We start from the raw sequence: 17,361 nt of genomic DNA on the forward strand, positions 1-17,361 counted from the left end.
CGGATTGACCCCGAGATCGCAGCCCAGCATTCGACCGAACAGTCGCCCCGGATCACCGGTGGGCGGCTCGATCTTGATGACGTCGGCGCCCCAGTCGGCCAGGATGCCAGCGGCGGCCGGTCCGGCCACCCAAACTCCCAGCTCGACGACCTTGATGCCTTCCAGCGGTCCCGCCATGATTGGGACCTTAGCGTCACGTCTGAGGTGTAAATCGGCGGCGCTCGGAGAGCCGACGGATCATCGGGTCCGTCAGCCGGTTTGCCGAATCGCGCGGCAGTTGGGATCGTGATAGCGCCAAAGGGCAACACGATTGCCGAACCGTGGTGCCTTGAATCGAGGCAAATGAAGGGCGGTTGACCGCTATGAGCGGTAATAGCCCAGCCAAGCCTTGGGCCCCTGCCGCCTGCCACATACCAACGGTGACGATGCGGCTGCACCAGCAGGACCCCGACGGGTGCGGCGTGTTGTGATCAGGCTGCCGACGGAAGGACGATGCGGCCAGCGTCTGCGGCCCCCAGTTTCCAGACCCGGTTGGTGCCCTCATCGGCGACGTAAAGGTTGCCCGCGGTGTCCACCGCCATGCCAACGGGCTGACCATGGCGCCGGCCGCCCCTCGTGGGACAAGGGAGGAACACCATGACTCTGGTTGCCGGACGTGGTCCGCTCAGCGGCGATCCAGCCGGCTGGTTTTCGACGCCACTGCCCGCCTGCGTCGTCTACCTCGAGCCACATCCGCGACGCGTCTTGGCCGTGCGGGACGGCTGCCCGGTGATCGACACCGAGCGGGCGCTGATGGTGCATCGGCGCGGTCATCCGCTCAGCTACGTCTTCCCGGTTGCCGAAGTCGGCGACCTGCCAAGCCGACCAGAGCCGGAAGCTCCCGGGTACGTCCACGTGCCCTGGGATGCCGTCGACGCCTGGTTCGAGGAAGGGCGAAAACTCGTGCATTATCCGCCGAACCCGTATCACCGCGTCGACTGCCGTCCAACGAAGCGCCAGTTGCGCGTCTCGGTCGACGGCATCACGCTGGTAGACACCGACGACACGGTGATCCTCTTCGAAACCGCGCTGGAGCCCCGCCTCTACGTCGATTCCACCTACGTGCGCACCGATCTGCTGCAACCATCCCCGACATCGAGCTACTGCAACTACAAGGGCATTGCGACATACTGGTCGGTCGGCACCGTCGAGGATGTCGCGTGGAGCTATGCGAATCCGCCGCCGGAAAGCTTGCCCATCAAAGGATTCCTCAGTTTCGACGACACTCGCGCCGACGTCTTGGCCGAACTGCCGCTCAGCCCGGGTAGTTAGGCCGTCCCAGCCCAAGCGCGTGCTGGGCGATCATGTTGCGGAAGACCTCGAGTGTGCCGCCGTAGATGCCCGTCGGAAGTGCCAGCCGGAAAAGGTATTCCGTCGCTCCGTCGTCGACGGACCCGGCGGTGTCGGTCGGCAGCGCAGATGCGGCTCCCAAGACATCCATCAGATCCGCGGAGATGTCGCGCATCGTCTGTGCCACAGAAACGCGCCCGAACATCCCGGGAGTAGACAGCGCCGCCTCCGCCCGGGCGAAGCACCGGCCCAGCCGGTACTTCACCGACTCATCGCTCGCACCAGACACGATCGCCGCGACCTTGTCCACCGCCTCGGCCATTATCATTCCGTGACCGGACATCGCCGAAATACTTTGTAGGCCATGGTCTTCCGACTCAACGATGCCGTGCTCGTAGTCGAGCGCCGCACGCATCACCGTCCAGCCGCCATCGACGTCACCGATCCGGTACAGGTCGTCGACGCGCACGTCGCTGTAGTAGACGATGTTGGTGCGGTCGCCGTCCAACGTGCGAATGCCCTGAATGTCGATCCCGGGCGAATCGAGCGGCACCAGAAACATCGTGAGGTTCTTGTGTTTCGGCCCCGACGGGTCGGTGTTGGTGAGCAGGAAGACGTACCGAGCATTCTGCGCGTTCGAGGTGAACATCTTGGAGCCGCTGATGATCCACCCAGCGCCGTCACGCACCGCCCGAGTCTTACAGGTGGCCACGTCGGAGCCGCCGTCGGGCTCGGTGTAGCCCAGACAGAGCCGGATCTGGCCGGACAGCACCCCCGGCACGACCCGGCCGGCGAGCTCGGGTGCACCGAATTGCTGCACCAACCGCGCGACGACAGACGTTGTGCCCCAGTGGTACCACGGCGTGTGGGCCCGGGCGATCTCGAGCTCAAAGATTCGCCGGCGAACCGGGCTGAACCCGCCTTCGGACTCGGACTTCCAATCCGACGCGAGGTACCCCGCTTCACCCAACGCCACATGGACTTGCTCATCGAAGTTTTCGCCCAGTTCCCGGTCACGCCGCAACACTTCTTCGGTCACCAGTTCGGCGATGAACGCCCGCGTTCGCTCCTGAAAAGCTGTGTCCTCGGCCGACAGCGCCACCCGCGAAAAGTCCATCTAGATCGCGTCGATCACGTGCGCTCGGAAACGGTCGATGCTTTCCAGGGCATGCGCCAGACTGTCGCCGGCGAGCCCGACCTGTACCCAGGTCACCCCCATGGCCGCCAACTTTTCGAGGCCACCCAGGTAGGCGTCGGCGTTGAAGTCGTCGTTCGCCGGGCTGCCGCCCTCGAAGTTGGTGAAGGCGATGTCGATCGCGGAGAAGTTGCGGCCCGCGGCATCACATCGGCGCCGCAGATCGTCGATGGCGGCGCGCAGGCGATCCCCGGATTCCATGGCCGCCGTACCCGCCGTGTGCGCCAGACGCGCCGGGGCCGGAAAAGGGCACCAGCCGTCGCCGTACTGCGCAACTCGCTGGCGAGCCGCCGCCGTATTGCCGCCGATCCAGATCGGTGGATGGGGCCGACTGGCGGGGAGAGGGTGGGCCGTGATCCCACGAGCACTAAAATGCCTTCCCTCAAAAGAGATTTCGTCGCCGGTCCAGATCGACCGGATCACCTGCAGTGCTTCCTCGAACAGCGCGAGGCGCTCGTCATAGTTCACGCCCAACGCCGCGAATTCCCGCTTCAGATAACCCACTCCGACCGCGAGGGTGAATCGTCCTCCCGAGAGCAGGTCCAATGTCGCGCCGGACTTGGCCACCACGAAGGGGTTCCGATACGGCAACACCACAATGTTGGGGATGAGCCGCAGTGTTGACGTCTTGGCCGCCGCGAAGCCCAGCGCCACAAAGGGATCGAGCGCGTCGTGCCCTCCCGCTTCCAGCCAGCGCTGCGACGGGGCCGGGTGGTCGGTGAACCCGAAGCCGTGAAATCCGGCCGCCTCGGCGGCGGCGGCCACGCTCGCGATACCCTCTCCCGTCACCAATTCGGGGTTGTACGGATGGGTGTGCATCGGGTGGGTGATGGTGAAGCGCATTGGCGTTCTTTCGGATAACCGTCCGGCCTAGAACCGCGAGCGGGCTTCGATCGCGGCGTCGCTGGTGCGCAGCGGGCGGATCAAAGCCTCCTGGGCAAACGACGCCAGCAGCTCACCTTCCTCGGTGTGCACGGTGCCTCGCACGTACGACATGCCCGCGCCCACCTGAGTGCTTTCGTGTGAATACAGCAGCCAACCCGCCCAGTGCACGGGCTCGTGAAAGGCGACCGAGATCGTCATCGGTGCGGTGGACACGGTGAGATGTGCCTGGCTGGTGCCGATTCCAGGGTGTGCGCGCATCGTGGTGGAAATACCGAGATGGCCAGTGAAGTACGCGACGAGCGCCTTGGCCAGGTCGTCGCGGGTCGGAATCGGGTCGTACCGCAGCCACGCGTACAACTCGGGCGGCCCCACCTCGTCGGGGCTGTTGACATCGACGACGTCGACGAGCCGCAGCTCCCGGCCGATCATCGGCATATCCGACACGTTGGCGTCGGCCGGCGCCGCCACCTCGGGCCGCGGCAGGTGGTGGCGGACGACATCACCCGTCGGGACGTCCGCCAGCGCGGTCACACTCAGGCAACGTCTGCCGTTCTGCTGCACGGCCACAACGGCTGTGGCCGTGGACCTGCCTTCGTGTACCACGTCGATAACGAGCTCGATGGGCGGACCAACGGCGACGGCGCGGGAGAACACCGCGTGCGCCGAGCGCACCGATTTGTCCGGGAATCGTTTCGCCACAGCGACAATCGCCTGGGCGAGCACCTGGGTGCCCTCCACGACCTGCCGTTCGTCCCGGCCGGAGGCAACGTCACCGGCGGTCCCGGCGGTGAATCGGTCGGGCCCGACAGGTTGCGCGTCGAACAATTCCAGTAGGCCGGCGACCGACCATTGAGCCTGATCTGAATCCCGTGAAATCTCGGTCAAACCCGCCCCGCCTCTCGCCCGTCGCCGCTCACCGGTCAGCGTGACACTGCGGGCATGATTTGTAAAGCTAGCTTGCCCACCGACAACCTGTCACGTTGACACCGCCAGCGGCGGTGCATGACACTTTTGCGGTGCTTTGTAATGGCGTAAGCGGATGACGGCCCGGCCCTTGCGGCTGCCGCTTGCCCTGAGCGTCCCTGGGGTGGACCCGTGACGGACGCCTACTACGAGTTGATCGAATCCGCGTCCGACGACTCGGACGCGCTCGGTACGAAGTTCCGGCCAACCGACCTGACGCGGGGCACCTGGTCGGCCGCGATACAGCATGCGGGACCGGTGGCCGCCCTGCTGGTTCGCGCCCTCGAGGGATGCGCCCCACGCGACGACACCCGGTTGTCCCGCGTTGTGATCGACCTGCTGGGCGGGGTGCCGGCCGAGGGCGACCTATGGGTCCGGTCGCGAATGCACCGGCCGGGTAAACAGATCGAACTGGTCGGCGCCGAGATGCTGGCACCGGGGCCCGATAGCGAACCGCGGCCGGTGGCGCGCGCCAGCGGATGGCGGTTGCAGCACCAGGACACGCGGGCGCTGGCTTACGCGGCCGCTCCCCTCCCCCGGCCGCGTACCGAGGCCCGCGACCGCAACCTCAAGGCCAGGGAATGGGACCGCAATTACGTTCACAGCCTGGATTGGCTGTGGCTGACCGAACCATTGAGCCAGGGCCCGGGAGAATCGTGGATCAAGCCGACCGTGGACCTGGTCAAAGGCGAGACGATGACCCGGCTCGAGCGGCTGTTCGCGGTGGCGGACTGCGCGAATGGCATCGGCAGCAAGCTCGACATCACCAAGTGGACATTCCTCAACACCGATCTGGCCGTGCACGTGTTCCGCATCCCCGACGGCGACTGGATCGGTATTCGGGCGGAGACCAGCTACGGCCCCGACGGTATCGGGACGACGGTCGGCACGCTGTTTGACGAGCGGGGTGCAATAGGTGCCATACAGCAGTGCGTGCTGGTGCGCCGTCGCCCCGGCCGGGCCTGATCGGGGAGCGAGAGCGATGAGCCAACCGGGGCAAGCCACAGCGACCGACATCTCGACGCGGCAGCGGATTCTCGCCGCCACCGCGGAGGTGCTCGGCCGAAATGGCAAGACCAAGCTCAGCCTGTCGGAGGTCGCCGCCCAGGCCGGGGTCTCGCGTCCCACGCTCTACCGGTGGTTTGCGTCCAAAGAGGAGTTGCTCTCGGCTTTCTCACAGTGGGAGCGGCAGATCTTCGACAGCGGTTTGGCCAAGGCCACTGCCGGGCTCAAGGGGGTCGACAAGCTCGACGCCGTGCTGCGATTCATCGTCGAATACCAGCATTCGTATTCGGGCGTGCGGATGGTCGACGTAGAACCCGAGCTCACCATCGCTCAGTTCGCCCGCGTCATCCCACAAATGCGCGACGGCCTGCAACGGCATATGTCCGGACCCAACGCTGCGGTGAAAGCTGCGACCGTGATCCGGATTGCCATCTCGCACTACATAGTTCGAAGCGACGACGCCGATCAATTCCTCGCCCAGTTGCGCCACGCCGTCGGCATCAAGGGCGCCGGAGGGGAATCGACCTAGTCGAACAACACCGCCGCATTGAGGTAGCCGGTCGGGTCCAACGCGGCCTTGACGGCCCGCATGGCGGCAATGTCCGCCGGCTCGCGCGACATGCCGAGATAGGGACGCTTGCGGCTGCCGACGCCGTGCTCGGAGCTGACGTTGCCGCCGCAGCGCGCGATGAGATCCATCATCGGCTCGTATAACGCCTGCTCGCGTTCGACCGGGCAACGCAGCACGTTCAGGTGCAGATTGCCCTCCCCGATGTGTCCGAACAGCAGCGGCAGCGCGTCAGCCACCTGCGCGCGGGTCAAGGCGGCCGCGTCGCGGGCGAAGCCGCCGATCGCCGACAACGGCAACGACACGTCGAACTTCAGCGGGGGTCCGTAGACGCTCAGCACCTCGGCCAGGGATTCGCGGACACGCCACAACCGTTGCTGCGCAGCGACATCCACACCGACCGCGGGATCGCCACAGATGCGCACGCCGGCGAGCAGGTCGGCGAGCCGATCGGTTTGGTCGTGGTCGGCGGCGAGCTCCACCAGCAGCAGCCAGTCGCCCGGCACCGGAGCGCCCACCCCGAGGTGCTCGGCGGTCAACGCGGCGGCCCGGCCGTCGATCAATTCCACAGCCGCGATCCCGTCCACGTCCCGAAAAGTGCGGCCGGCATCGATCAGCGCCTCCAGGTCCGAAAAGCCGCACACCGCCGTCACTCGATGCGACGGCGTGCGGTGCAGCCGCAGCTCCAGTGACGTGATGACGCCGAGAGTGCCCTCCGCGCCGACGAACAACGCCGGCAGGTCGTAGCCGGTGTTGTCCCGTCGCACCGAACTGTGGCGACGCATCAGCGAACCGTCGGGCAGCGCCACCTGCAGGCCCACGACTTGGTCGCCCATGTTGCCGTAGCGCACAGTCCGCAGCCCGCCGGCGTTGGTCGACGCCATGCCCCCGACCGTCGCCGTGTCCCGCGCCGCCAGATCCACACCGAATACCAGCCCCGCCCCCATTGCGGCGCGCTGCACCACGGCCAGCGCGGCGCCGGCACCCACCTCGACGCGGCGCTCGACGGTGTCGACATCGCCGACGGCGCAGAGCCGTTCGGTCGACAACAGCACGTCGTCGTGCTCGGGCACGGTGCCGGCCACCAGCGAGGTGCGACCGCCCTGCACCGTCACGTGTGCCCCGGCCTGGCGGCACACGCGCAACACCTCGGCGATCTCCTCGGCGGACCCGGGGCGCACCAGTGCGCTGGCGCGTCCTCGATAACGCCCGGTGTAATCGGCGCTGCGACCGGACAGCACGTCGGGAGCGGTGATGACGTGGTTGGCTCCCACGATCCTCTTCAGGTCCTCCGTGGGCATGCTCGCGGTTATAGCATCGCCGGATTCCGCCGCATGACGCGGATCAACGCAGGGTTCGCGGGAATTGTGATCAGGCAGAATCCCCCGCCGCGGCGCCGCTGAAACGCAACGACGCCACGTCGTGCCGGTCGCATTCAGAACTCTCTGTCAGAACTTTTTGTGTGGCACGTCTGTCACCAGTCCGCCGTCCATGACGAACTCGCTGCCCGTCGCGTAGGACGATTCGTCGCTCGCGAGGAAGAGAACGAACGTCGACACCTCCGACGACTCGCCCGGACGGCCCAGCGGCACGGTGACCATGTCGTCCGGGAGCCTGGCGGTCATCGGCGTGCGGATGAAGCCGGGGTGGACCGAGTTCACGCGGATGTTCAACGGGGCCAGCTCCAATGCCGCCGACTTGGCCAGCCCGCGTACCGCCCACTTCGAAGCGACATAGGGATGCACCAACGGCGCACCACGAAGTCCCTCGATCGATGACACGTTGATGATCGAACCGCCCCCGGCCGCGGTCATGGGCTCCACAGCCGCCCGCATGCCCAGGAAGGTACCGGTCAGGTTGACGTCAATCACGTTCTGCCACTTGGCCAGATCGAAGTCCTTCAGCTTCCCGAGCGCCACGATGCCGGCGTTGTTGACCAGGACGTCGAGCTTGCCGAACTCCCCGGTCGCCGCCGCCACCGCGGCGTCCCACTGTTCGGGCTGGGTCACGTCGAGGTGGACGTAACGCGCGGCGTCACCGATCTCGTCGGCAAGCGCCTTGCCCTCGTCGTCGATGATGTCGCCGATCACCACCTTGGCGCCCTCCCGGACGAGTAGCCGCGCGTGAGAGGCGCCCATTCCTCGGGCTCCGCCGCTGATGAGCGCTACCTTTCCGTCAACCCGTCCCACGAGAATTCTCCTTTCGGTTAGCTGGCTACCAGATCGCCCGGCGCGTACAGGCCTTTGCCGGTGATGAGCGGAAGGTCGAGGGTGGTGCGGATGCCGGGAGGCGCCGCGACCACAAAGGGGACGGCATTGACGATGCGCCCGGCGGCCCCGGCGATGGCGGCGTGGTTGTGGTCGCCCTTGCGGCTGCTCGGGACGATGTCCACGGCGTAGGTTGGTTCCCCGATGATCTCCACGCGGTAGCAGCCGCCGCCCACAGCGGGTTGTGGCCAGTCCGGTCGCAGGTCCGGTCGCAACCGGGTGACGTGTTCGACGACAACGGCCGGGCGACCGCCCGCCATGCCGCGGATCTCGAATTGCAGCGCCGCCATCGTGCCCTGCCGGATGCGGCCCACGGCGATGTCGAAGTCCTCGGGCGCGGGCTCACGCTGGTATGACTCGGTGATCTCGTCGATCTCGATGCCGAGGCCGGCCGCGAGTTGTCGAATCGCCGTACCCCAGGCGATGCCGAGCACGCCGGGTTGCAGCAGCATCGGCACGTCGTCGAGCGGTCTGCCGAATCCCATATAGTGCATGACCTCCGAGCCGTCATACGTGGCGTAGTCGGCGATCTCCATGCAGCGCACCTGCTCGATGCGCCGGCAGGTGCCCGCCAGCGCAAACGGGATGAGGTCGTTGATGAACCCCGGGTCGACCCCGGTGATGAAGATACTCGAATTGCCTTGCCGCGCGGCGTCTTCCACCCGAGCGATGTACTTGTCCGGCAGCACGCCCCACGGGTACTGCAGCAAGCCCGGCGATGATCCCACGACATTGACCCCCGCGGCCAGGATGCGCATGACGTCCGCCATGGCGTCGGGCAGCCGGGTGTCGCCCATCGCGCAGTAGACGACACATTCGGGCTCGGTGGCCAGCAGGGCGTCGAGATCTCCGACCGCCGCGACGCCCGTCACGATGTCGGCGTCGAGGCCGACCCCGCACAGCTCCCCGGCATCCCTGCCCACCTTCTCCGGCGTCGACACGCACAATGCGGTCAGTTCGAACTGCGGATTGGTGATGAGCTCGGCGAGGGCAAGCCTGCCGACGTTTCCGGTGCCGACGTGCGCGACGCGGATAGTCATGAGAGTCTCCGTCCCTCGAACGCTCAAAACTTTTCCAGACACTAGCCGACGGGCAGAATCGAACGGCGATGGGACAACGCGAGGACGTTCAGTTCGTATCCGGCGACGACCGGATCAGCGCATGGTTGTACCGGCCCCCGAACGACGACGTCGGCGGCGGCCCCGCGCCCGTGCTGGTCATGGCGCACGGCCTCGGGGCGGTGCGCACCATGCGGCTGGACGCCTATGCCGAGCGATTCAGCGACGCGGGGTACGCCTGCCTGGTGTTCGACTACCGCAACTTCGGCGACAGCGAGGGCCAGCCGCGGCAACTGCTCGACATCGGCATGCAGCTTGCCGATTGGGCGGCGGCGGTGGCCTACGCCCGCACGCTCGAAGGCGTAGACCGCGATCGAATCGGCCTGTGGGGCACGTCTTTTGGCGGCGGACACGCGATCGCTACGGCGGCGCGAGTGCCGGGGATCAGGGCCGCGGTGGCCCAGTGCCCGTTCACCGACGGCATTGCCTCGCTGCGCGCGATCAACCCGCTGACCGTTGCCCGCATCACCGCACGGGCCCTGCGCGACGTCGTCAGCTCCGTGGCGGGAAAGCCTCCGGTGATGATCGCCACCGCGGGAAGGCCCGGTGAGGTGGCGTTGATGACCGCGCCGGACGCTTATGAGGGCTACCTGAGCCTGGTACCGAGCGGTGCGCAGCTGCGCAATGAGGTCTGCGCGCGCATCGGCCTGAGGGTCGCCACGTATCGTCCCGGGCGGCTGGCCCCGAAGATCGCCTGCCCGATCTTGTTTTGTGTGTGCGAGACCGACTCGGTGGCGCCCGCGGGCCCGACGCTCCGCTACGCGGCCAAGGCCCCGCGCGCGGAGGTCCGGACGTACACCGAAGGGCATTTCGCCATCTATGTCGCCGACGCGTTCGAGAGAGTCATCGCCGACCAGCTCGCTTTCCTGGACAAGCACCTCAAAGCAGCCTGACCGCGGGCGTTAGAACTCAGGCAACTTGAGCGAAACGCCTGATTTCCGACCAGGACGGTTTTACTCTCTGTCAGTACTCCCGCTTTGGCCCGGGACGGGTTCCGGGTCCGTGGGGAAGGACAGGGAGATGTCGTATTTGCTTGCCGCCCCGGAGACGTTGGCGTCCACGGCGGCCGAAGTCGGAAGTATTGGTTCCGCCATCACCGCGGCCGGCTCGAACGCGTCAGGCCCGACGACCGGTTTGGTTGCGGCGGCCCAGGATGAGGTGTCGGCGGCGATCGCGAATCTGTTCGGCGTCTATGGCCGGCAATACCAAGCGGCCCTCTCCAGAGCGGCGACTTTTCAAGATCAGTTCGCCCAGGCACTGGCGGCGGCGGGCAGTGCGTACGCCGAAATCGAGGGCGCCAACGCGGGCCTGCTCGGCGGCGCCGGCGGCGGTGCGGGGGGGCTCAGCGTTCTGGCTTCCCCGGCGCAGTCCGCCTCCGGAGACCCCTTGTACGCCTTGATCATGGGCGGCACGTTCAACCCCAAGCCCGACCCGGTCTACGTGAACAGCATTTACAGCACGTACATCAAGCCCAATCCCCTTTATTCTTCGGCCATTCCGCAAGGTCTGTTCACGCCCGAGCAGTTCTGGCCCGTCACCCCGCAGCTCGGCAACTTGACGTTCAACCAATCCGTCGCCCAGGGCGTCGCCCTGCTCAACACCAAGCTCAGTTCGCTTCTCACCAACCAGCCCTTGAACAGCGCGCTGGTGTTCGGCTATTCGCAGAGCGCCACGATCGCCACCAACGAGATAACCGCCCTCATGGCCGCCGGCTCGCCCTACCAAGGCCAGCTGTCGTTCATGATGATCGGCGACCCCAACAACCCGGTCGGCGGCCTACTCGAGCGCTTCCCCGGCTTTTACATCCCAGGGCTCGACGTGACGTTCAACGGCGCGACCCCGCCGAATTCGCCCTACCCGACCAGCATTTACACGCTCCAGTACGACGGCATCGCCGATGCGCCCCAATACCCGCTCAACATCGTGTCCGACGTCAACGCCGTCATGGGCTACTTCTTCCTCCACAGCACGTACCCGAGCCTGACGCCCATGCAGATCGCGAACGCCGTGCCGTTGCCGACATCTCCGGGTTACACCGGCCAGACCCACTACTACATGCTGACGACGCAGAACCTGCCGCTGCTGCAGCCGATTCGCGACATCCCCTATGCCGGTCCGCCGATCGCCGACATATTGCAGCCGGACCTGCGGGTGATCGTCGACCAGGGCTACGCCGGCTTCGGTCCGGGCGGCAACTACGCCAACATCCCGACGCCCGCCGGGCTGTTGGCGATACCGAACCCGTTCACGATCGTGCCCGACCTGCTCCTGGGCACCGTGCTTGGCCCCTACGGCGCCGCTGTGGAGATCGGCGTCGAATCGGGGCTGGCGTCAACGTCCATGTTCCCGACCATTTACCCGTGGGTGCCGTCGATCGACCCGCAGCTCAATGTCTTCCTCGGCCAATCGAGCACGACGGGGCTATCCGTGCTGAGCGGCGCCTTGGGGAGCGCGCTCCACAACACTCCGCCGATCGCGACCTAAGGCCCCAGCGGGGAATTCTGCCGGATGAACTCGTCGCGGATCAGGCCCCGAAGCAGCGCGGTGCTGAACTCGGCGGCGATCTCCTTGGCGCTGCGCCGTCCGTGCGGGCGCAGCCAGCGGTAGCTGCCCAGCGTCATCCCGATGTAGCCCAGCGCCACCACGTGGGAATCGCATTGGTAGAACTCACCACTGGCGATCCCGCGGTCGATGAGCCCGTGCACATGCTCGTAGACCTGGGCCTCCTTTTCACGGACCTCGGCGACCTGTTCGCTGGTGAACCACTCGGTGATGTACGGCTGCTCCTGGAAGTACACCGCGGCACGCTCGGGATTGGCCGCGATTCCGGTCAGCAGTCGGACGGTGTACTGGTAAAGCGCTTCGCGCGCCGTCCATGACGGGTCATCGTGCACCGCGGCCAGCGTGCCCTCGGCCGCCTGGCGGTAAATGTCGAACAGGATCAGCGACTTGCTGGCGTAGTAGTGGTAGACGGTTGCCTTGTTCAATCCGATCACGTCCGCGACGTCGTCCATCCGCGTGCCGTGGTAGCCGCGCGCGGCGAACAGTTTGGTGGCCACAGCCAGCAACTCCTCGCGGCGTGTCAGCCCGTTCTCGGATGGCATCGGTACTCGCTATCGTCACGTGGATCGTCAATCAACTGGTTGGACAGTTTATGCAAGACGCCGGTGACGCACCGTAACGGATGGGACTAGACTCGTTCACGACCAAGTCGCGACCTTAAGGGGTGGACCGATGGACCCGAGTCCTGACTATGACATGAGCGACGAGATCGAATTTTTCTTCAAGTACGTCCCGTGGGGTCTGCGCGGCGTCGTCGACGGCAACGGCTACCCGCCGCAGGCCTATCCGCCCGTCTAGCAAGCTGTCTGGTGGTGACCCGCAGCGCCCAGCCCCGCTGCGCTTGCGGTCACCACGCCCTTATAGCGCCTTGAGTTCTTCCGCGACCGCGGTCACGGATTTTTTCGCGTCCCCGAAAAGCATCGTGGTCCCCTCGGCATAGAACAGCGGGTTGTCGATGCCCGCGAAACCGGAGTTCATCGACCGCTTGAGCACGATCACCGACTTGGATTTGTCGACGTTGAGGATCGGCATGCCGTAGATCGGGCTGGACGCCTCATTGCGCGCCGCCGGGTTGGTGACGTCGTTGGCGCCGATGACGATCGCGACGTCGGTCCGGGCGAACTCGTCGTTGATGTCGTCCATGTCCTTCATCGCGTCGTAGTCCACCTCGGCCTCGGCCAGCAGCACGTTCATGTGGCCCGGCATGCGGCCGGCGACCGGGTGGATCGCGTATTTGACCGGCACCCCACGCGCCTCGAGCAGGTTGGCCATGTCCTTGACGGCGTGCTGGGCCTGCGCGACCGCCAGGCCGTATCCCGGCACGACGATGACCTGGTTGGCGTAGGCCATTTGGATCGCCGCATCGGCAGCCGACGTCGACTTGACGTGCTTGTCGCCACCTGCGTCGCCGCTGGGCGCCACCCCGCCGCCGCCGAAGCCGCCCGCAACGATCGCGGGAATGGACCGGTTCATCGCCTTGGCCATCAGGTTCGTCAGGATCGAGCCGGAGGCGCCGACGATCATGCCGGCCACGATCATGGCCGTGTTGTTGAGCGCCAGACCCGCCGCGGCCGCCGACAGCCCCGTCATTGCGTTGAGCAGGGAGATGACGACCGGCATGTCGGCGCCGCCGATGGGCAGCACCACCATCAGGCCCAGCACGCCGGCGGCGGCGAGCAGGCCGATCATCCACCACAGCGACGCCCCGCCGCTGCCCGGGTGTGCGTGCACGCCGATGACCACCGCGGCGCCGATCGCCGCGGCGAGCAAGAACAGGTTGATCGGCTGTTGCGCCTTGCCGAACCCGATCGGCGCTCCGGAGATGATCTCCTGCAGCTTGCCGAATGCGATGATCGATCCCCAGAACGAGATCGATCCGATGATCGCGGCGAACAGCGAGGCCACCACGATGTGCACCGTCGGCGACTCGCCGTGCTGGAAGGCCGAAAAGCCCTTGGTTTCAATGAATTCCGCCAGCGCGATGAGCGCGACGGTGCCGCCGCCCACGCCGTTGAAGAACGCCACCAGCTGCGGCATGGCGGTCATCTTGGTCAACCGGGCCGGGGGTACGCCCAGCACGACGCCGAGGACCAAGCCGGCGATGATCAGCGGCCATTGCCCGGTGTGGCGGATCTTGATCAGGGTCGCCCCCACGGCGATGGCCATGCCCACGGCGGCGATCAGGTTCCCGCGCACCGCGGTCTTCGGGCCCGTCAGGCCCATCAGCCCGTAGATGAACAGCGAGAACGAGATGATGTAGAGGATCGTGACGAGGTAGTTCATTTCGCGGCGAGGTCTTCCGTCTTCGCGGGGGTGGCGGCCTTCTTCTTGCCCTTGAACATCCCGAGCATGCGGTCGGTGACGATGAACCCGCCGATCACGTTCAGCGTGCCGAACACGACGGCCACAAAGAGGATGATCTGGATTGCCAGCGACGGGTGCTCGACCGCCCCGAACACCACCAGGGCGCCGAGCACCACGATGCCGTGGATGGCGTTCGTCCCCGACATCAACGGGGTGTGCAGCGTGTTGGGCACCTTGGAGATCACCGCAAACCCGACGAAGCCGGACAACACCAAGATCGCCAGATTCGCCAGCAACTCGTCGTACATCTATTTGTCCCCTCCACCAGACCGGGTCACGCAGGCCGCCGCGACCACTTCGTCGTCGAAGTCCGGGGCCAGCTTGCCGTCCTTGATCAGCAGTTCGAGCAGCGCCGTGATGTTCTTGCTGAAGAGCTCGCTGGCGTGCTCGGGCATCGTCGCCGGCAGGTTCAGCGGGGCGGCGATCGTCACGTCGTGCTTTATTACCGTCTTGCCCGGTTCGGTGAGCTCGCAGTTGCCGCCGGTCTCCCCGGCCAGGTCCACCACCACGCTGCCGGGTTTCATCGCCTCCACCGCCGCGGCGGTCACCAGGCGCGGCGCGGGCCGGCCCGGGACCAGCGCGGTGGTGATCACCACGTCGAAACCGCTGATCGCTTTCTCGAGGGCTTCCTGCTGTTGCGCGCGCTCCTCGTCGCTGAGCTCGCGGGCGTACCCGCCCTCACCGGCCGCATCAATGCCGACGTCGAGCCACTGCGCCCCCACCGATCGCACCTGGTCGGCCACCTCCGGGCGGACGTCATAGCCGGAGGTTCGGGCACCCAGGCGTTTGGCCGTCGCCAGCGCCTGCAGGCCGGCCACCCCGACACCGAGCACCAGCACGCTGGCCGGCTTCACCGTTCCCGCCGCCGTCGTGAGCATGGGAAAGAACCGGGTCGACTCCGAGGCCGCCAGCAGCACGGCCTTGTATCCGGCCACATTGGCCTGCGACGACAACGCGTCCATCACCTGGGCGCGCGAGATTCGCGGGATGGCCTCGAGCGCAAACGCCTGCACGCCCGCCTCGGTCAGCGCGCCGATCGAGTTCTCGGCGTTGCGCGGCGCCAGGAAGCCGATCAGCGTCTGCCCGCTGCGCAACCTGCCGACCTCCTCCGGCGTGGGAGGGGCGACCTTGACGACGACATCGGCGGACCAAGCGTCACCGATGCCGGCTCCCGCCTCGGTGTAGAGCTCGTCGGGCAACAACGCCCGCTCACCGGCGCCCGACTCGACGATGACCGCCACGCCGCTGTTGACCAGCGACGCAACCGCCTTCGGCACCAGCGCGACGCGCCGCTCGTCGGTCCCGGACTCGGCGACCACCCCCACGGTCGTCTGCTCCGTCTGCGCATCTGTCATGGCGCGTACATCTACTTTCCTTACTTACTGCCCCGCCGATTGCCCCAGTCACCCTAACCTGATTGCCCGCCTGCGCTACCAGAGCGGGATGTCCTGCCCGTGCTCCGATGGTGGCCGGGCCCCGAAGTATCGGCGCTCGGACTCGGCGATCGGCACGTCGTTGATGCTGGCCTCGCGGCGCGACATCAATCCGCTCGGGCTGAATTCCCACAGCTCGTTGCCGTAGCTGCGATACCACTGGCCGCCGCGGTCGTGGCACTCGTACTGGAAGCGCACGGCGATGCGGTTGTCGTGGAAGTCCCACAGGCTCTTGCGCAGCGAGTAGTCGAGTTCGCGCTCCCACTTACGACTCAGGAATGCCACGATCGCGTCCCTCCCGACGATGTACTCATCACGGTTTCGCCAGCGCGAGTCCGGCGTGTAGGCCCGGCTGACGCGTTCTGGGTCGCGGGTGTTCCAGGCATCCTCCGCTGCCTGAACCTTCTGCAGCGCCGTCTCGAGGTTGAACGGCGGGAACGGCCGGCGCGACTCAGTCATGCGCCCTGTCTACCGCGAGCAGACGCGGAATCGCACTGATCTCAGCGGCAAAATCCGATTCTGCGTCTGCTCGCGCCGGAAGATATCGTGGCGGAATGGACTTCGCGATGTCGGCGAAAGCGAGCGACTACCACAAGCGCTTGTCCGACTTCATGACCGCATACGTCTTCCCGGCCGAGGCCGAATACGACAAGTACCGCCACGAGGCCGGCCCGAACGACCACACCGTCCCACCGATCGTCGAGGAACTGAAAATCAAGGCCAAGGCGGCCGGCCTGTGGAACCTGTTCCTGCCGGCCGAGTCGGGACTTACCAACCTCGAATACGCGCCGCTCGCCGAGATCACCGGCTGGAGCCTCGAGATCGCGCCGGAGGCGCTCAATTGCGCCGCGCCGGACACCGGCAACATGGAAACCCTGCACCTGTTCGCCACCGAGGAGCAGCGCAAGCAGTGGCTGGAGCCATTGCTGAACGGGGACATCCGCAGTGCCTTCTCGATGACCGAGCCGGCCGTCGCCAGCAGCGATGCCCGCAACATCGAGACCTCGATCGTCCGCGACGGCAGCGACTACGTCATCAATGGACGCAAGTGGTGGACTTCCGGGGCCGCGGACCCGCGCTGCAAAATCCTCATCGTGATGGGGCGCACCAACCCCGACGCGGCCAGCCACCAGCAGCAGTCGATGGTCCTGGTGCCCATCGACACGCCCGGGGTGAACGTCGTCCGCTCGACCACGGTCTTCGGTTACCAGGACCAGCCCGGGCACTGCGAGATCGTCTACGACAACGTCCGGGTACCGGTCAGCAACCTCCTCGGCGAGGAGGGCGGCGGCTTCGCGATCGCCCAGGCGCGACTCGGTCCGGGCCGCATCCACCACTGCATGCGCGCGCTGGGCGGGGCCGAACGCGCACTGGCCCTGACGACAGACCGCGCGCGCAACCGCGTGGCGTTCGGGCGTCCACTGGCCGACCAAGGTCTGGTCCAGCAGGCAATTGCCAAGTCACGCAATGAAATCGACCAGGCCAGGCTGTTGTGCGAGAAGGCGGCCTGGACCATCGATCAGCAGGGCAACAAGGCCGCCCACCTACTGGTCTCACAGATCAAGGCGGTGGCGCCGCAGGTAGCCTGAGACGTCGTCGACCGCGCGATCCAAGTACACGGCGCCGCGGGCGTCAGCGAGGACACGGCGCTGGCCCGGTTGTACGCCTGGCA

General features: G+C 66.5%; 19 protein-coding genes and 1 pseudogene. 7 read left to right on the forward strand and 13 right to left on the reverse strand.

Annotated features, from left to right (window positions below):
* A partial coding sequence (locus JO059_RS01525; protein ID WP_293314231.1) for a CoA transferase occupies positions 1-177 on the reverse strand: 177 nt, incomplete at its 3' end.
* Positions 178-470: 293 nt separating this feature from the next.
* Positions 471-638 (reverse strand): hypothetical protein, encoded by a 168-nt coding sequence (locus JO059_RS22875; RefSeq protein WP_366516139.1) that lies wholly within the window; start codon positions 636-638, stop codon positions 471-473.
* Here JO059_RS22875 and JO059_RS01530 point away from each other — a divergent pair.
* The gene (locus JO059_RS01530) at positions 637-1,311 is read left to right on the forward strand and encodes a DUF427 domain-containing protein (protein ID WP_293314200.1); all 675 of its coding nucleotides are present in this window, start codon (positions 637-639) and stop codon (positions 1,309-1,311) included. The genes JO059_RS22875 and JO059_RS01530 overlap by 2 nt on opposite strands.
* Here the strand turns inward: JO059_RS01530 and JO059_RS01535 are convergent.
* From JO059_RS01535 to JO059_RS01545, 3 genes are read right to left on the reverse strand one after another with little or no spacing between them, the layout of a single operon-like run.
* On the reverse strand, positions 1,295-2,446 hold the full coding sequence (locus JO059_RS01535) for an acyl-CoA dehydrogenase family protein (protein WP_293314202.1): 1,152 nt from the start codon (positions 2,444-2,446) through the stop codon (positions 1,295-1,297). The two genes, JO059_RS01530 and JO059_RS01535, sit on opposite strands and share 17 nt — an antisense overlap.
* Positions 2,447-3,367, reverse strand: a complete 921-nt coding sequence (locus JO059_RS01540; protein WP_293314204.1) for an LLM class F420-dependent oxidoreductase — start codon at positions 3,365-3,367, stop codon at positions 2,447-2,449.
* A 27-nt stretch (positions 3,368-3,394) separates the two neighbouring features.
* Entirely contained in the window at positions 3,395-4,294 is a 900-nt protein-coding gene (locus tag JO059_RS01545) for an acyl-CoA thioesterase domain-containing protein (protein ID WP_293314205.1), read from the reverse strand.
* 210 nt (positions 4,295-4,504) lie between these two features.
* Between JO059_RS01545 and JO059_RS01550 the strand changes: the two genes are divergently transcribed.
* Complete coding sequence (locus JO059_RS01550) at positions 4,505-5,338, forward strand: thioesterase family protein (protein ID WP_293314207.1); 834 nt, start codon at positions 4,505-4,507, stop codon at positions 5,336-5,338.
* 16 nt (positions 5,339-5,354) lie between these two features.
* Positions 5,355-5,906 carry a TetR/AcrR family transcriptional regulator gene (locus tag JO059_RS01555; protein ID WP_293314208.1) on the forward strand — a complete coding sequence of 184 codons (552 nt, stop codon included), beginning with the start codon at positions 5,355-5,357 and terminating at the stop codon, positions 5,904-5,906.
* Here JO059_RS01555 and JO059_RS01560 read toward each other — a convergent pair.
* The 3 genes from JO059_RS01560 to JO059_RS01570 form a co-directional block, all read right to left on the reverse strand.
* Positions 5,903-7,246: an FAD-binding oxidoreductase gene (locus tag JO059_RS01560; protein ID WP_293314210.1), complete on the reverse strand. Its 1,344-nt coding sequence runs from the start codon at positions 7,244-7,246 to the stop codon at positions 5,903-5,905. The two genes, JO059_RS01555 and JO059_RS01560, sit on opposite strands and share 4 nt — an antisense overlap.
* A 147-nt stretch (positions 7,247-7,393) precedes the next feature.
* On the reverse strand, positions 7,394-8,134 hold the full coding sequence (locus JO059_RS01565; RefSeq protein WP_293314211.1) for a glucose 1-dehydrogenase: 741 nt from the start codon (positions 8,132-8,134) through the stop codon (positions 7,394-7,396).
* Positions 8,135-8,151: 17 nt separating this feature from the next.
* Positions 8,152-9,252, reverse strand: a complete 1,101-nt coding sequence (locus JO059_RS01570; RefSeq protein WP_293314213.1) for a diacylglycerol kinase — start codon at positions 9,250-9,252, stop codon at positions 8,152-8,154.
* 68 nt (positions 9,253-9,320) lie between these two features.
* On the opposite strand from JO059_RS01570, the gene JO059_RS01575 reads away from it, so the two are divergent.
* On the forward strand, positions 9,321-10,223 hold the full coding sequence (locus JO059_RS01575) for an alpha/beta hydrolase (RefSeq protein ID WP_293314214.1): 903 nt from the start codon (positions 9,321-9,323) through the stop codon (positions 10,221-10,223).
* Between the two features lie 127 nt (positions 10,224-10,350).
* A complete protein-coding gene (locus JO059_RS01580) occupies positions 10,351-11,814 on the forward strand; it encodes a PE-PPE domain-containing protein (protein WP_293314216.1) in 1,464 nt (487 codons plus the stop codon).
* On the opposite strand, the gene JO059_RS01585 is transcribed toward JO059_RS01580, so the two are convergent.
* Entirely contained in the window at positions 11,811-12,434 is a 624-nt protein-coding gene (locus JO059_RS01585) for a TetR/AcrR family transcriptional regulator (protein WP_293314217.1), read from the reverse strand. The two genes, JO059_RS01580 and JO059_RS01585, sit on opposite strands and share 4 nt — an antisense overlap.
* Positions 12,435-12,564: 130 nt before the next feature.
* Between JO059_RS01585 and JO059_RS01590 the strand changes: the two genes are divergently transcribed.
* Positions 12,565-12,690 (forward strand): hypothetical protein, encoded by a 126-nt coding sequence (locus JO059_RS01590; protein WP_142272835.1) that lies wholly within the window; start codon positions 12,565-12,567, stop codon positions 12,688-12,690.
* Positions 12,691-12,750: 60 nt separating this feature from the next.
* Here the strand turns inward: JO059_RS01590 and JO059_RS01595 are convergent, their stop codons facing one another.
* The 4 genes from JO059_RS01595 to JO059_RS01610 all read right to left on the reverse strand — a co-directional run bounded on the left by JO059_RS01595 (position 12,751) and on the right by JO059_RS01610 (position 16,148).
* The gene (locus tag JO059_RS01595) at positions 12,751-14,175 is read right to left on the reverse strand and encodes an NAD(P)(+) transhydrogenase (Re/Si-specific) subunit beta (protein ID WP_293314224.1); all 1,425 of its coding nucleotides are present in this window, start codon (positions 14,173-14,175) and stop codon (positions 12,751-12,753) included.
* Positions 14,172-14,504, reverse strand: coding sequence for an NAD(P) transhydrogenase subunit alpha (locus JO059_RS01600; RefSeq protein ID WP_293314226.1), 333 nt, complete (start codon positions 14,502-14,504; stop codon positions 14,172-14,174). Before JO059_RS01600 ends, JO059_RS01595 begins: the two co-directional genes overlap by 4 nt.
* Positions 14,505-15,611 carry a Re/Si-specific NAD(P)(+) transhydrogenase subunit alpha gene (locus JO059_RS01605; RefSeq protein ID WP_293314228.1) on the reverse strand — a complete coding sequence of 369 codons (1,107 nt, stop codon included), beginning with the start codon at positions 15,609-15,611 and terminating at the stop codon, positions 14,505-14,507.
* A 75-nt stretch (positions 15,612-15,686) separates the two neighbouring features.
* Entirely contained in the window at positions 15,687-16,148 is a 462-nt protein-coding gene (locus JO059_RS01610) for a nuclear transport factor 2 family protein (RefSeq protein WP_293314229.1), read from the reverse strand.
* A gap of 107 nt (positions 16,149-16,255) precedes the next feature.
* On the opposite strand from JO059_RS01610, the pseudogene JO059_RS01615 reads away from it, so the two are divergent.
* Positions 16,256-17,361: pseudogene (locus JO059_RS01615) on the forward strand (acyl-CoA dehydrogenase family protein); the annotation flags it as partial.

The organism is Mycobacterium sp. (assembly GCF_019247615.1).
In the GTDB taxonomy this organism is placed as follows: Bacteria; Actinomycetota; Actinomycetes; order Mycobacteriales; family Mycobacteriaceae; genus Mycobacterium.